At 56.9% G+C, this 13,572-nt stretch carries 15 protein-coding genes; 6 read left to right on the top strand and 9 right to left on the bottom strand.

Annotated features, from left to right (window positions below):
• Positions 1-185: 185 nt before the first annotated feature.
• Both ACTG3X_RS07415 and guaA read right to left on the bottom strand, forming a co-directional pair.
• A complete protein-coding gene (locus ACTG3X_RS07415) occupies positions 186-1,064 on the bottom strand; it encodes a DMT family transporter (protein ID WP_439110611.1) in 879 nt (292 codons plus the stop codon).
• Between the two features lie 81 nt (positions 1,065-1,145).
• Entirely contained in the window at positions 1,146-2,717 is a 1,572-nt protein-coding gene (gene guaA / locus ACTG3X_RS07410; RefSeq protein ID WP_439110610.1) for a glutamine-hydrolyzing GMP synthase, read from the bottom strand.
• A 145-nt stretch (positions 2,718-2,862) separates the two neighbouring features.
• On the opposite strand from guaA, the gene ACTG3X_RS07405 reads away from it, so the two are divergent.
• Complete coding sequence (locus ACTG3X_RS07405) at positions 2,863-3,249, top strand: VOC family protein (RefSeq protein WP_439110609.1); 387 nt, start codon at positions 2,863-2,865, stop codon at positions 3,247-3,249.
• Positions 3,250-3,375: 126 nt separating this feature from the next.
• Positions 3,376-4,923 carry a trimethylamine methyltransferase family protein gene (locus tag ACTG3X_RS07400; protein ID WP_439110608.1) on the top strand — a complete coding sequence of 516 codons (1,548 nt, stop codon included), beginning with the start codon at positions 3,376-3,378 and terminating at the stop codon, positions 4,921-4,923.
• A gap of 62 nt (positions 4,924-4,985) precedes the next feature.
• Here ACTG3X_RS07400 and ACTG3X_RS07395 read toward each other — a convergent pair whose 3' ends face one another.
• Positions 4,986-5,297 carry a DUF6477 family protein gene (locus ACTG3X_RS07395; protein ID WP_439110607.1) on the bottom strand — a complete coding sequence of 104 codons (312 nt, stop codon included), beginning with the start codon at positions 5,295-5,297 and terminating at the stop codon, positions 4,986-4,988.
• Positions 5,298-5,501: 204 nt separating this feature from the next.
• On the opposite strand from ACTG3X_RS07395, the gene ACTG3X_RS07390 reads away from it, so the two are divergent.
• From ACTG3X_RS07390 to ACTG3X_RS07380, 3 genes are all read left to right on the top strand, one after another.
• Positions 5,502-6,614, top strand: coding sequence for a DUF6456 domain-containing protein (locus ACTG3X_RS07390; RefSeq protein WP_439110606.1), 1,113 nt, complete (start codon positions 5,502-5,504; stop codon positions 6,612-6,614).
• Positions 6,615-6,716: 102 nt separating this feature from the next.
• Complete coding sequence (gene lipA / locus ACTG3X_RS07385) at positions 6,717-7,670, top strand: lipoyl synthase (RefSeq protein ID WP_439110605.1); 954 nt, start codon at positions 6,717-6,719, stop codon at positions 7,668-7,670.
• The gene (locus ACTG3X_RS07380; RefSeq protein ID WP_439110604.1) at positions 7,663-8,058 is read left to right on the top strand and encodes a hypothetical protein; all 396 of its coding nucleotides are present in this window, start codon (positions 7,663-7,665) and stop codon (positions 8,056-8,058) included. Before lipA ends, ACTG3X_RS07380 begins: the two co-directional genes overlap by 8 nt.
• A 4-nt stretch (positions 8,059-8,062) precedes the next feature.
• Here the strand turns inward: ACTG3X_RS07380 and ACTG3X_RS07375 are convergent, their stop codons facing one another.
• Entirely contained in the window at positions 8,063-8,956 is an 894-nt protein-coding gene (locus tag ACTG3X_RS07375) for a c-type cytochrome (RefSeq protein ID WP_439110603.1), read from the bottom strand.
• 60 nt (positions 8,957-9,016) lie between these two features.
• On the bottom strand, positions 9,017-9,568 hold the full coding sequence (hpt, locus tag ACTG3X_RS07370; RefSeq protein WP_439110602.1) for a hypoxanthine phosphoribosyltransferase: 552 nt from the start codon (positions 9,566-9,568) through the stop codon (positions 9,017-9,019).
• Between the two features lie 70 nt (positions 9,569-9,638).
• On the opposite strand from hpt, the gene ACTG3X_RS07365 reads away from it, so the two are divergent.
• Entirely contained in the window at positions 9,639-10,082 is a 444-nt protein-coding gene (locus ACTG3X_RS07365) for a type II toxin-antitoxin system RatA family toxin (RefSeq protein ID WP_439110601.1), read from the top strand.
• A 54-nt stretch (positions 10,083-10,136) separates the two neighbouring features.
• On the opposite strand, the gene ACTG3X_RS07360 is transcribed toward ACTG3X_RS07365, so the two are convergent.
• The 4 genes from ACTG3X_RS07360 to ACTG3X_RS07345 form a co-directional block, all read right to left on the bottom strand.
• Positions 10,137-11,315, bottom strand: a complete 1,179-nt coding sequence (locus ACTG3X_RS07360; protein ID WP_439110600.1) for an ammonium transporter — start codon at positions 11,313-11,315, stop codon at positions 10,137-10,139.
• 142 nt (positions 11,316-11,457) lie between these two features.
• On the bottom strand, positions 11,458-11,928 hold the full coding sequence (locus ACTG3X_RS07355) for a CinA family protein (RefSeq protein WP_439110599.1): 471 nt from the start codon (positions 11,926-11,928) through the stop codon (positions 11,458-11,460).
• Complete coding sequence (locus ACTG3X_RS07350; RefSeq protein ID WP_439110598.1) at positions 11,925-12,422, bottom strand: phosphatidylglycerophosphatase A family protein; 498 nt, start codon at positions 12,420-12,422, stop codon at positions 11,925-11,927. Before ACTG3X_RS07350 ends, ACTG3X_RS07355 begins: the two co-directional genes overlap by 4 nt.
• Positions 12,419-13,543, bottom strand: a complete 1,125-nt coding sequence (locus tag ACTG3X_RS07345) for a bifunctional 2-C-methyl-D-erythritol 4-phosphate cytidylyltransferase/2-C-methyl-D-erythritol 2,4-cyclodiphosphate synthase (RefSeq protein ID WP_439110597.1) — start codon at positions 13,541-13,543, stop codon at positions 12,419-12,421. The genes ACTG3X_RS07350 and ACTG3X_RS07345 overlap by 4 nt, the downstream gene beginning before the upstream one ends.
• Between the last annotated feature and the right edge of the window lie 29 nt (positions 13,544-13,572).

Here is a 13,572-nt window from a genome sequence, read left to right as displayed (position 1 = left end):
TTGCAAGAAGCGTGAACACGCTTGTGCTGAGTGTTAATTTTTTCATTTTGGTCTCCTCCCAAAAACTGCATTTAAGCTATCGGCAAAACTTCGCTCGTCAAATAGGTTCCGTTGCGGCAAGGTTTGAACAGCACTCACCTGTGACAGGAAAGACAAAATGTCGCGTGTTCTGTCGCCGTTCTCGGCTATCTTTCGATGGGTTTACGCGTTTCGTGCCAGATATTGAGGTAGTTGCCCGCAAAAATGAGGAGCGCGCCACCAAATACCCAAAGCTCCATGGCTTCGCCGTAAAAAACGGCTCCGATCAGGGCGATCACGGGCAGGCGCACAAAGTCGATGGGCACAACCACCGTTGCTGGCGCAAGGCTGAGTGCGGTTGTCAGGCAGAAATGGGCAAGAAGGCCTGCGCAGCCGATAAGCAAGAGCCACGGTGCCGTTGCGGCGGAGGGCAGGGCGATATCCCCGTCAAACCCCGCACAAACGATACCAAACACCGCCTGCATGGCGGTGAGATAGAACAAAATGCAGGTGATGCGTTCACTACGCGTGAGGCGCTTGGTGAAGATGATCGAGATTGCAAAGCCGATGGCTGCAAGCGCCGCTGTCATAACACCCACGCCAACGGTCTCGCCAAAAGGGCGCGCGACAATCAGGATCCCTGCAAAGCCGAGCAAAGCCGCCAAAACGCGCGTCTGGGTCATGCGCTCTCCCAAGACAAAGGGCGAGAGCAGCAGAACCCAGATCGGCGAGGTGAATTCAAGCGCAAAGACCTGCGCCAGCGGAATCACGGTAAGCGCAAAGAACCAGAGGTTCTGGCCTGCAAAATGGGCTAAGTTCCGAACGAGATGTAGGCCAAGGTGGCGCCGGGTGATATCACTCAAATGGCCCGTTGCCCGCGCGACGGTGAGCACAATCGCCAGCCCGACGAAGCTGCGATACATCATGATTTCAAAGGTATCGAGCTCAAAGCTCACGGCGCGGCCCGCAACTGCCATGGCTGTGAAAGAAGCGATGGCTCCAACCATCCACAGCATGGCGCTCAGCGTTTTGGGCGCGTCACTCATATCTTTCTCTTGCCGAAAATATCCTGGGGGTCTGGGGGCAAAGCCCCCAGCTGGTCGGCGCGCAGAGCGCGGCGAAACCCTTTATTCCCACTCGATCGTGCCGGGGGGTTTAGATGTGACGTCATAGGTCACGCGGTTGATGCCTTTGACCTCGTTGATGATCCGCGTTGCAGTCTCGCCGAGGAAGTCGTGGCTGAACGGGTAATAGTCCGCGGTCATGCCATCTACAGACGTTACGGCGCGCAACGCACAGGCAAAGTCATAGGTGCGGCCATCGCCCATCACACCCACGGTGCGCACAGGCAGGATCGCCACAAAAGCTTGCCAGATGTCATCATACAGGCCGTGTTTGCGAATTTGGTCGATATAGACCGCATCAGCCTTGCGCAGGATCTCGAGCTTTTCGCGGGTGATCTCGCCAGGGCAGCGAATGGCCAAGCCCGGCCCCGGGAAGGGGTGGCGGCCAATAAAGCTGTCGGGTAGGCCGAGTTCGCGGCCAAGCTCGCGCACTTCGTCTTTGAAAAGTTCGCGCAGCGGCTCAACAAGCTTGAGCCCCATTTTCTCTGGCAAGCCGCCCACGTTGTGGTGTGACTTGATCGTCACCGATGGACCGCCCGAAAAGCTGACGCTTTCGATCACGTCAGGGTAAAGCGTGCCTTGGGCCAGGAATTCGGCGCCTTCAATCGTGTCGGCGTGTTTCTGGAACACATCGATAAAGAGGCGGCCAATAATCTTGCGCTTGGTTTCGGGGTCTGATTGCCCCTCAAGCTCGCCAAGAAACAGCTCGGCTTCATCGGCATGAATGAGCTTGAGGTTGTAGTTGTCGCGGAACATGGTGACGACTTCTTCGGCCTCGTTCTGTCGCAAAAGACCATGGTCAACAAAAACGCAGGTGAGCTGGTCGCCGATGGCCTCGTGGAGCAGGATCGCAGCCACCGAGCTGTCAACGCCGCCAGAGAGGCCACAGATCACATTCTTGTCGCCAACCTGTTCACGGATCAGGCGGATCATCTCGTCGCGGTAGGCGTTCATGGTCCAGTCGCCTGTGAACCCCGCAAGTTTGACAAAGTTCTCATAGAGCGTTTTGCCGTTGGGCGTGTGGTGCACTTCGGGGTGGAACTGCACAGCAAAGAACTGGCGCTCAAGATCGGCGGTCATGGCAAAAGGCGCGCCGGGGGATGTGCCGAGCACTTCAAAACCCGGGGCAATTTCGCTCACATGGTCGCCGTGGCTCATCCACACTTGCTCGCGGCCTGAGCCGTCCATGAACCAGCCGTTGATAAACTCGGGGCGGGCCTCTTTGGGCGAGACCCATGCGCGGCCGAATTCGGCAGTTGCATGTTCACCTGCTTCAACCTTGCCGCCAAGGTCGTGCATCATCACTTGTTGGCCATAGCAAATGCCAAGGATTGGCACACCGAGCGTGTAAGCGCTTTGGGGCGGGCGCGGCGAGCCGTCGCGCATGACCGAATCGGGGCCACCGGAAAAGATGATGGCTTTCGGGGCCAGTTCGGCCAGAAATGCGTCTGTCACCTTTTGGTAGGGGTGGATTTCGCAATAGACGTTCAGCTCGCGCAGACGGCGCGCAATAAGTTGCGTGACCTGGCTGCCGAAGTCGATGATGAGAAGGGTTTCATGCACTGTGTTTTTCATGATTTGCTCGTAAGGCCAAAGCGGCGCGGTATCAAGACCCCAGCGCTGAATCCCGATCTCGGGGTTGCTTTATTCAAGTGTAAAACAGCCAGAGCCGTGCTTAGCTGGTGCTGTCGCAATCCAAACAAGAGGCTCTGCCTGAGACATGATCAAATTTCGCTATACCATTTTATATGTCGAAAATGTCGAAGCGAGCCTTGGCTTTTACGGGCGCGCATTCGGGCTTGAGACAGGCTTTTTGCACGAGGGCAAAGACTACGGCGAGCTCGTGACCGGCGAAACGAAGCTTGCCTTTTCAGCGCGCAGCTTGATGGAAAGCCTTGGCAAAGACCCGGCAATCGCAAACGCTGATACGCCGCAATTCGAGATTGCTTTTGAAACCGATGATGTGGAAGCCGCTTTTGCGCGCGCGTTGGCTGCGGGGGCTGTGCCAAAACGAGCGCCAGAAGCGATGCCGTGGGGGCAGGTTATCTCTTATGTCGCTGATCCTGACGGATACCTGATTGAAATATGCTCACCTGTGTCTGGCTAGGCGTGCGCGGCTATTCTTGGCAATGTCGCTTTTACCCGCCAAAGGGCGCAAAAGTGCCGCGGGGGCTGCGGGCTGCGGGCTATGTAGAGGCAGATTTTAGAATGTCCCAGAATCGAGGATAGACTTATGACCGAGGCAGCAACCAAGCGACGTGGCCGTTCAGGTGGTGGTGGCGCCGCGCGCCGTGCCGAGCGCAGCGCCGTTTCTTTTGAAACCGCAAAATACATCGAACGCAATATTCCGAACTTTGAGGTGCTCAACGAAGAAGCGCTTCAGATCATCGAAGCCAATGCCGAGGCCATTCTGGAAGAGGTGGGTGTTAACTTCGTTGACAACCCCGCCGCGCTTGAGCGCTGGCGCGAAGCCGGAGCCGATGTGCAGGGCGAGCGCGTGCGTTTGCCCAAAGGCTTGGCGCGTGAGCTGATCAAGACAGCCCCGAGCCAATATACCCAGCATGCGCGCAATCCTGAGCGTAATGTGGTTGTTGGTGGGCGTAACCTTGTGCTCGCGCCCGTCTATGGCCCGCCCTTTGTGCGCGATGCGGCGGGTGGCCGCCGCTACGCCACGATGGATGACTTTCAGAAGTTTGTGAAACTGGCCTATATGTCAAAGTGGCTGCACCACTCGGGTGGCACGGTCTGTGAGCCGACCGACATTCCTGTGAACAAACGTCACCTTGATATGCTTTTGGCGCATATGCAGCTCAGCGACAAACCCTTCATGGGCTCTGTCACCGAGCCAAGCCGCGCCCAAGACTGTGTGGACATGTGCGGGATTCTGTTTGGCAAAGACTTTGTCCAGGAAAACACTGTCATGACATCGCTTGTGAACATCAACTCACCGATGACATTTGACGACGTGATGATGGGTGCGCTTGAAGTCTATGCGACCAACAACCAAGCCTGCATCATCTCACCCTTTATTGTGGGTGGGGCTATGGCGCCTGTCTCGGTTGCCGGGACTTTGACGCAAGTTCTGGCCGAGGTTCTGGCAGGCGTGGCCTATAGCCAGCTTTGCAAGAAGGGCGCGCCCGTCATTTTCGGCGCATTTGTCAGCTCGATTGATATGAACTCGGGCGCACCGACCTTTGGCACGCCCGAAGCCAGCCTTGTGACCTATGGCGCAGGCCAGCTGGCGCGCCGCCTCGGGTTGCCGTTCCGTTCGGCAGGTTCGTTCTGTGGCTCCAAACTGCCAGATGCACAGGCGGCTTATGAAACAGCCAACTCCCTCAATATGGGTCTGCTGTCAGGTGTGAACTTCATGCTCCACGCATGTGGCTGGCTTGAAGGCGGGCTTGTGGCTGACTTTGAGAAGTTTGTGATGGACGCCGACCAGCTTGGTGCGTTGCACCAGATGGCCAAAGGTGTCGACATGAGCGCGGATATGCAGGCTATGGACGCGATCCATGAGGTTGGACCGGGGGGGCATTATCTGGGCTGCGCCCATACGCAAGCCAACTTCAAGACGGCTTTCTGGAAGTCGGACCTGTTTGACTACAAGCCATTTGAAACATGGGAAGATGAAGGCGGGCGCGACACGCGCCAGCTGGCCAGTTCACGCGTTGAAAAGCTGCTGGCACAGTATCAGCAGCCAGCTCTTGACCCTGCCATTAATGAAGCGCTCGAAGCCTATGTGCGCGAAAAGAAAGACTCGATGCCAGACGCGTTTGTCTAAGCTTCGGCGCAGATCAAATTTGAAGGGCCTCGCGATATGCGGGGCCCTTTTGCTGTGCGGGGCTATTCTGCGGGTGTTGCAGCATGGCTTGTGCGCAAAAGATCGGCCTCGGCGATGGCTGCGATAAGCACTTCGACATGGCGAAAATAACTGTAGCTTGCTTCGTTTTGGCGGCGCGCAGCATCAAGGCTATGCTCAAGCTCCAATAGCGCTTCAAGAGCCAGCAAGGGGCGCGCCGCTTCACGCTGTTTTGTGCTGCCCAACACACGGGAGAGGTGTGTCTCGCGGATATAGTGGCACACGCCAGCGCGCGCAGCTTCAAGCAGAAGGCGCGGGCGACGAAGGGTTTGAAAGCGCAATAACGGATCTTGCATGGGAACCTCACAACAATTGAAACCAGATGTAAGGCCAGCGTAATCAACTTTAGAGGGTGTTGCGTGATCCCCCCGAGGAGCGCGCGCCAGATTTAGTATTGTTTAGAATTTATCAACAATAGTTTCCAATACGTAAAAATTAACGAATGCGTAACCACACAAGTTTAGGTTGTGGATAACCTGTGTAAAACGTGAGGGTCTCAGATGACCGTGTTTCGCCTTGAGTTGGCAGATGAAGAGCGCTTTGGGGCATCCCATCAGCTTTGGCCCAAATGGTTTCCAGCGTCTGCGCTGGCTTATCTGGCGCATACGGAGCTGGGTATGTCGATACGAGCTTTAAGCCGCTTGAGCCATTGCCATCCATCAACGATTTCTCGCCAAATCAGCCGGTGGGAACGGCTTCGCGACGACAGCTTGATTGATGAAGCGCTCAATCTGTTGAGACCCGACACGCCACCAGGGGCGCTGCGCATCAGCCAAGAGGAACCTGCCTTCATGAACGCCATGACACCTGACTATAAAATTCTCCCTGATGATCAGACTTTTTGCGCTGAGGCGCGGCGCATTTTGCGCCGTATGAGTGAGCCGGGCGCTGTTTTGGCTTTGGCCGCGGATATGGAAAAAGGCGTGGTGGTGCGCGAAACCGAGGCTGGCACAACCACACGCACGGCCGTTGTAGAGCGTGGCGTTGCGCAGGCTTTAGCTGTGAAAGACTGGATCAACTGCGCCAATGAGGGCCGTATCGCGCGCTACAGAATTACGACAGCGGGCCGCGCGGCACTGGGCGAGCTTTTGGCAGGGGCCGAAAACCGCGCAGGTGGATTTGCGGAGGCCTCGACAGGCTTTGACATGAGTGGCGCAGGCGTGGGCACGAGCAAGCGACGCGTTTCGCTGAGCGAGACACCGTTGATGACCTTGTCGCGGCGGCGGGAAAAAGACGGGAGTTTGTTTCTGCGCGCAGCTCTTGTCAGCTCGGGGGAACGGCTGCGTGAAGACTATGAACTGGCACAGATGGCGGAGGGCGCCAGCTATGACTGGGAGGCGCTGTTGACAGGGGAAAACCGCACCGCCAAGCGCGCAACCTTGCCCCTGAGTGCAGAAGCGGCAGCTGATCGCGTTGCGGCAGCGCTTTTGGCGCTTGGGCCAGGGCTTGGGCATGTTGCGCTGCGCTGTTGTTGCCAGCTTGAAGGGCTTGAAAGTGCAGAGCGTGGGCTGGGCTGGTCGGCGCGCTCGGGCAAGATCGTCTTGCGGATTGCGCTGCAACAACTGACCTTACATTACGCAAGCCTTGGCGAGCGCAACAAGATGATCGGATAGGGCCAAAGCTATGCACAGAGCGTGGGGCTGACGCCCACGCTTCTGGCGTGACAGTGGGGACAGTTTTGGCTATATCTCGGCAAAGCTCGTAAGGAACCGATGATGCGTGATCTCAAAATCCCCGACCAGCGCCACCCAGAAAAGGCGCGCAAGCCCGACAATGCCCAGCCGCGCAAGCCCAGCTGGATCAGGGTGAAAGCGCCGCAAGGCGACGGATACAAGAAGACCCACGAGATCATGCGTGAGCACAATCTCAAGACCGTTTGCGAGGAAGCCGCATGCCCCAATGCGGGGGAGTGTTGGAGCCAAGGGCATGCGACCATGATGATCATGGGCGAAGTGTGCACGCGGGCTTGCTCGTTCTGCAACATCGCGACAGGCAAACCACCTGAAGACCTAGACCCGTTTGAGCCGGGCCGTGTGGCCAATGCTGTTGAAAAGCTGGGTTTGAACCATGTTGTGATTACATCGGTTGACCGCGATGATGTGGAAGACGGGGGGGCTGAGCACTTTGCCCAAACCATCCGCGCCATTCGCCACCGCTCACCCGGAACAACGATCGAAATCCTGACACCCGATTTTCTGAAATGCGATCCAAGTGTATTGGAAATCGTGGTTGAGGCGCGCCCTGATGTGTTCAACCACAATCTGGAAACTGTGCCGGGCCTCTACCCCGAAGTGCGCCCGGGTGCGCGCTATTTCCACAGCCTGCGGCTTTTGCAGCGCGTGAAAGAGCTTGATCCGTCAATCTTCACGAAATCAGGGATCATGGTTGGCTTGGGAGAAGACAAGCAATCGGTTATGCAGGTGATGGACGATATGCGCGCGGCTGATATCGATTTTCTGACCATTGGCCAATATTTGCAGCCCACGCCGAAGCACCAGACACTTGACCGTTTTGTGCACCCTGACGAGTTCAAGGCCTATGAAACCGCAGCCTATGGCAAAGGGTTCCTGATGGTGTCGGCCACGCCGCTGACGCGCTCAAGCTATCACGCCGGTGATGACTTTGAACGCCTGCGCGCGGCCCGTGAAAAGAAGCTGGCGAATGCCTGATACTGGCCTTGCTGCGCTGATTTTGAGGGCAGGGTTTATCACGGTTTTCTCGCAACTGGCGTTGTTTGTTGCTGTGCTTCCGGCCTCGGTTGTGTCGCCTGTGTCTTTACCTGTTCAGCTTGGTCTGACCTTACCAATCTTGGTTGGTATTATTCTGTTTGTCCTGCCGCTGCTTGTTGAACGGATTTTTGGAAAGACCGATGGGCAGCCCCTTATGCAAACATGGTTTGGCGCAGCTGTTTTTGCAGCGCTTGTGTTTGTTGGCGTCGGGTTTTCGCTCGGTGTCACCAACGGGTTTGTGACTGTGAATGAGGCCCAAATTACGGCCCTGTTGGTTCTGTTTTTCCTCAATCTCAGCATTGTGCGTCATTGGCTGTCTGCTGACTAGGGCGTTAGGGCAGCGCTTTGAGATATCCGGCAATTGCCGCGCGGTCGGAGGCGGGGAGTTTGGCGAGGTTCTCGACAACAGCCGCCATGTGACCACCTGCGCTGTCAAATTCGGGGGTGAACCCTGTCTCCAGATAATAGGCTATGTCGCTTGCGCTCCAATCAAGCTGATCAATAGCGGGGGTGCGGCCTTTGCCAGAGGGGTTTGGTGCCCCCGTGAGCCAGTTTGCGTTTTGAGGCGCTCCAACAATGTTGCGAGGCGTGTGGCACTCGCCGCAATGGCCAAGCGCTTCAACAAGATAGCGGCCGCGTTGAAGCTCTGCATCCTCAAGTGGCATCGGGGCGACCCAATAGGTATCAAGAAACACCCGCTTCCAGAGACCCAGCCCACGGCGGATGTTGAACGGGAAGCCAACCTCGTGAGGGAGGTTTGGAACGGCTGCGGCGGGGAGCGTGTTCAGATAGCTGTGCAAATTGGCAATGTCTTGCAGGCCATCGCCGCGCAACTTCATGCGCACATAAGACCCGTAGGGAAAGGCCGGGTAGTAGTGCTGGCCTGTGGGAGACGTGCCGTAAAGCATGGCATTGGCGAGGTCTGTCTTGGTCCAGCCACCGATACCATGGGTGGCATCCGGCGAGATATTCGGGGCGATGAATGTCCCGAAGGGCGATTCAAAGCGCATACCGCCTGCGAGTAGCAGTTTGTCGTCGCCCGTGGCATCAGGGGCTGCGTGACAAGAGGCACAGCCGGCTGCGAAAAAAACCTGTTCGCCTGCCACAGGGTCGCCTGTCAAATCGGCCATGACCGCGGCTGGTATCGTTTTCACGCCTGTGAGCTGCCAGAAGGCAAACCCACACACAGCAGAGACAGCGATAAGGCGGACAAAAATACGGCGCATCGGGCAAAACTCACTCTAACCAGTCACCTCAGGATAGAGCGACTATACGCCAAGTAAAGCCTAGGCTTCTGCCTCGGCCACAAAGCGCACACGGCCAATGTAGGGCAGGTTGCGATTGCGTTGGGCGAAGTCGATACCGTAGCCGACAACAAACTCATCAGGGATTTCAAAGCCGATCCAATCGGCTTTGACACCCGTTTCGCGGCGCGTAGGCTTGTCCAGCAGTGCAATCGTGCGCAATTTGCGCGGCTTGCGGCTTTTGAGCAGGTGCAGAACATGATCAAGCGTATAGCCTGTATCGACGATATCTTCGACAACCAGCACATCACGGCCTTCGATCTGGCCGCGAATGTCTTTGAGGATGCGCACCTCACGAGATGATTCCATTTTATCGCCATAAGAAGAGGCTTCGAGGAAATCGACCTCTACCGGCATATCCAGCTCGCGCACCAGATCAGCGATAAAGACGAAGGAACCACGCAAAAGGCCAACAACCACGAGTTTGTCGGTATCGGTATATTCTTTTTGAATGGCGCGACTTAGCTCTTCGATCCGTGCTGCAATAGCCTTGGCCGAGATCATCTCGTCGATAACATATGGACGCTCTGACATGCTTCCCCCTTGAATTCTGCGCGCCATCATACGAAATGGGAGGCCACTGTAAAAGCGAATTAGAGACCTTATGCCCAAGCACGAAGAAACACGGGTTCTGCCCTATAGCCCTGAGCAAATGTTTGATCTTGTGGGAGATGTGGCGCGCTACCCTGAGTTTCTGCCGTGGTGTTCGGCGGCGCGGGTGCGCTCTGTCAGCCCGATTGACGGCGGCGAGGAGATGCTTGCGGACCTGGTTATAGGGTTTCAGGTCTTTCGCGAGCGCTTTGGAAGCCGTGTGCGCATGTTTCCAGAGGCCGGGCGGATAGAAACCGAATATCTTGACGGGCCATTTAAGTATATGCGCTCGAACTGGGTCTTTCAGCCTGCAGAGGCCGGATGTGAAGTGCGGTTTGATGTTGATTTCGAGTTTAAGAACTTCCTGCTGCAAAAAGCGGGTGGCCTGTTCTTTTATGAGGCCATGCAACGTATCGTGAAGGCTTTTGAAGCGCGTGCGGAGGCTCTTTATAAATAACGAGCATGAAAAAACGGGCGCCGAAGCGCCCGCTGCTTGTCACTTTGGGTCGCCCTAGGACGTATGGTCATAGGCACGCTCACCGTGAACGGCGAGATCAAGGCCGTTGACTTCGGTCTCCTGATCAACCCGCAACGGGGTCACAAAAGCGCAAAGTTTGAGCAGCACGACGCTCACAACCACGGTGTAGATCCCCACAATTGCGAGGCTCCCAAGCTGTGCTGCCCATGTGCCTGCGCCAAACGCAGCGATCATGATTGTCCCGAAAATGCCGCCAACGCCGTGTACTGCAAACACATCGAGTGTATCGTCTATCTTGAGTGTGTTGCGGATCAGCGTAACCGCTTCCTGGCAGAGCACACCTGCGACCGCACCAATAAGCAGCGCTTCCAGCGGGCCCACAAAGCCTGAGGCTGGCGTAATGCTGGCAAGGCCTGCAATCGTCCCTGTGACAATGCCGACCAGTGAGGATTTGCCGTATTTGATCCGCTCCCAGAGCGCCCACGAGAGTGAAGCCGTGGCCGCAGAGATATGGGTTACAGTGAGCGCCATTGCTGCGCCGCCATCGGCTGCCAGCTGCGATCCGCCATTGAAGCCGAACCAGCCCACCCAAAGCATCGCTGCGCCGATAAAGACATAGCCGGGGTTGTGGGGAGGTGTATGGGTATTGCGGCGCGGGCCAAGGGCGACCGCGATGACAAGCGCCGCCAAGCCAGCCGTTTCATGCACCACGATGCCACCCGCGAAGTCGCGCACGCCGATTTCGCCGAAAATGCCACCATCAGACAAGAACCCACCGCCCCAGATCCAGGCAACAACAGGTGCGTAGCAAAGAAGCATCCAGAGACCCGAGAAAAGGAGCACAAAGCCAAAGCCGATCCGTTCTACATAGGCTCCGACGATAAGCGCGGGGGTTATGATTGCGAATGTCATCTGAAAGGCAAAGAATAGCACCTCAGGGAGCGTGCCCGAGAGGCTATCGGCATCGACGCCCCAGAGGAAAGCTTTGCCCAGACCGCCCCAAAGCGGGCTCGCACCGCCAAATGCGATGGAATACCCAACTGCCAACCAGAGAACACTCATAAGGCAGGCGATGGCGTAGACCTGCATAAAGACGCTCAGAACGTTGCGGGCGCGTACCAACCCGCCGTAAAAAAGGGCTAGTCCCGGCAGGGACATAAAAAGCACCAGCGCCGTTGCGACGATGATCCAGGCTGTATCGGCTCCATTCATGACATTCTTTCCTTTTTGCTTTGCAGTGCTCAAAGCGCAGGCAGAATGATGAAAGAAGGGGCGGGTGCGCACAAAACAAGGGCGGTTTGCACATTGATCATTATTTAGGCGCTTTTTGAGGCGCGTGCCTCATGGATGTGCGTTATGTGGACGCTGCCCTGAGAAGCAGCGCAAGCGCATGGTCTGTGGCTGCGAGCCGAACCTGGCTGCGCCCAAGAGCGCCGAACTCTACAGTTTCACTCCGTACCTCGGCCCCTGTTTTTGCAATCCCAAAGCAAACGCGGCCTTCTGGCTTGTGATCCGAGCCGCCTGGGCCTGCGATACCTGTTATGGAGACGGCAAGCCCTGCGCCTGCTCGGCTTAAAGCACCTTGGGCCATTTCGCGGGCTGTTTCTTCGGAGACAGCGCCATGCAGTGAGAGCGTAGAGGGCTTGACCCCTAACATCTCTTCTTTTGCTGCGTTTGAGTAAGTCACGTAGCCACGCTCAAAGACATCCGAGCTGCCGGCCACATTAGTCAGAGCTGCGCTGACCATGCCGCCTGTGCAGCTCTCGGCTGTCGCTATTGTAAGGCCCGCGGCACGTGCCGCGATCAGAACAGTCTCGGCGCTCATACAATCAGACCATGCCAGACATAGGCAGCAGCACCGACCGTGAGCGCGGCCGCTATACCTGCTATGACATCGTCAAGCATGACGCCAAGCGCATCGCCGCGGCGATCAGCCCAACCGATGGGGCCAGGCTTGAGGATGTCAAAAAAACGGAACCCAAAGAACGCAACAAGCCAGCCGGGCCAAAGCGCAAGCGCATCAACGCCCGCATGAGACGCGCCAATAAGAACCGGAAGCAGAGCAATCCATTGGCCAGAAACCTCATCCATCACCACTTCGGAGGGATCGTGGTCGTCTTGGCCTTCGATCATGACCGCTGTGGCCCACCAGCCTATGAGAAAGGCCGCCAGAGCGGCGCAAGCGACCAGCCAATAGCCGCCAATAAGGTTCAGTGCATAGGCGACGGGCAGCGCCGCTGCCGAGCCCCAAGTGCCTGAAAAGGGGCGCATGTAGCCCACGTAAAAAAATGTACCAGCTAGGGTTGCGAGAGATTTCATAGGCTCACCAATGTTGTGGTTGCAAGGGCGGCTATACCTTCTTGACGGCCCGTAAAGCCAAGGCGTTCGGAGGTTGTTGCCTTGACAGAAACGCGGTTCAGATCAAGCCCCATAATGCGCGCAAGCTCTGCTTGCATAGCATCTGCGTGCGGCCCGATCTTTGGTGCCTCACAGATCAGCGTGCAATCGACATTTCCGATTTTAAAGCCTTTTGCGCGGGCGAGGGTGCAGGCGTGCTCTAGAAAGATATGGCTCGCAGCCCCCTTCCATTCAGGGTCCGTGGGCGGGAAGTGGCGGCCGATGTCGCCCTCGGCCAGCGCGCCATAGATCGCATCTGTGATCGCATGCATGCCGACATCGGCATCAGAATGGCCCAGCAGAGCCTTAGTGTGCGGGACTGGTACGCCGCAAAGCACAACGTGGTCTCCCTCGGTAAACGCATGCACGTCAAATCCATTGCCAAGTCGAATATCCATGTGCCCTCTCAAGATGCGCTCAGCGCGGGCAAAATCCTGCGCGTGGGTGACTTTCAGATTGTCTTCATCGCCTAGCGTCATGGCAACTTCAAGGCCATAGGCGCGTGCAATTTCGACATCGTCTCGGGCATCGCCATTATAAGCTCGATGTGCCGCAAGAATTTTATCCAGATCAAAGCCTTGTGGCGTTTGGGCCCGATAGAGTCCGCTGCGATCCTGAGTGCCTGTCACCATGCGGTCTGCGCCTGTCCAAAGTGCATCCGTTACAGGAACTGCTGGTGCAGCCGCTGCGTGGGTTTGAAGCGCGGCCACCACATCTGCAATTAAGCCGGGCTGTGTACAGGCGCGTGCTGCATCATGGATCAGCACATGGGTGACACCACGGGCCTCAAGCCCCTCTAGCCCTGCGCGCACGGATGCTGTGCGGGTGGCTCCGCCATGAACGGCCTCAACGCCTTTGGGGAGATAGCCTTCATCATCAGGGTGAATGACGACAAGAATATGATCAATATCGGCGCGCTGTGAAAAGGCCGCATATGACCAGTCAAACACGCGCCTGCCCGCAAGCGGGCGCCATTGTTTCGGGAGGCCTTCGCCTGCGCGGGTTCCACGCCCTGCGGCAACGAGGAGAGCAGCTGTCTTCATAAAAGCTCCTATGCTTGGTTATGCTTTTA

The sequence above is a fragment of the Lentibacter sp. genome (assembly GCF_965658795.1).
GTDB lineage: Bacteria > Pseudomonadota > Alphaproteobacteria > Rhodobacterales > Rhodobacteraceae > Lentibacter.
This window is presented reverse-complemented; position numbering and strand designations above follow the sequence as displayed.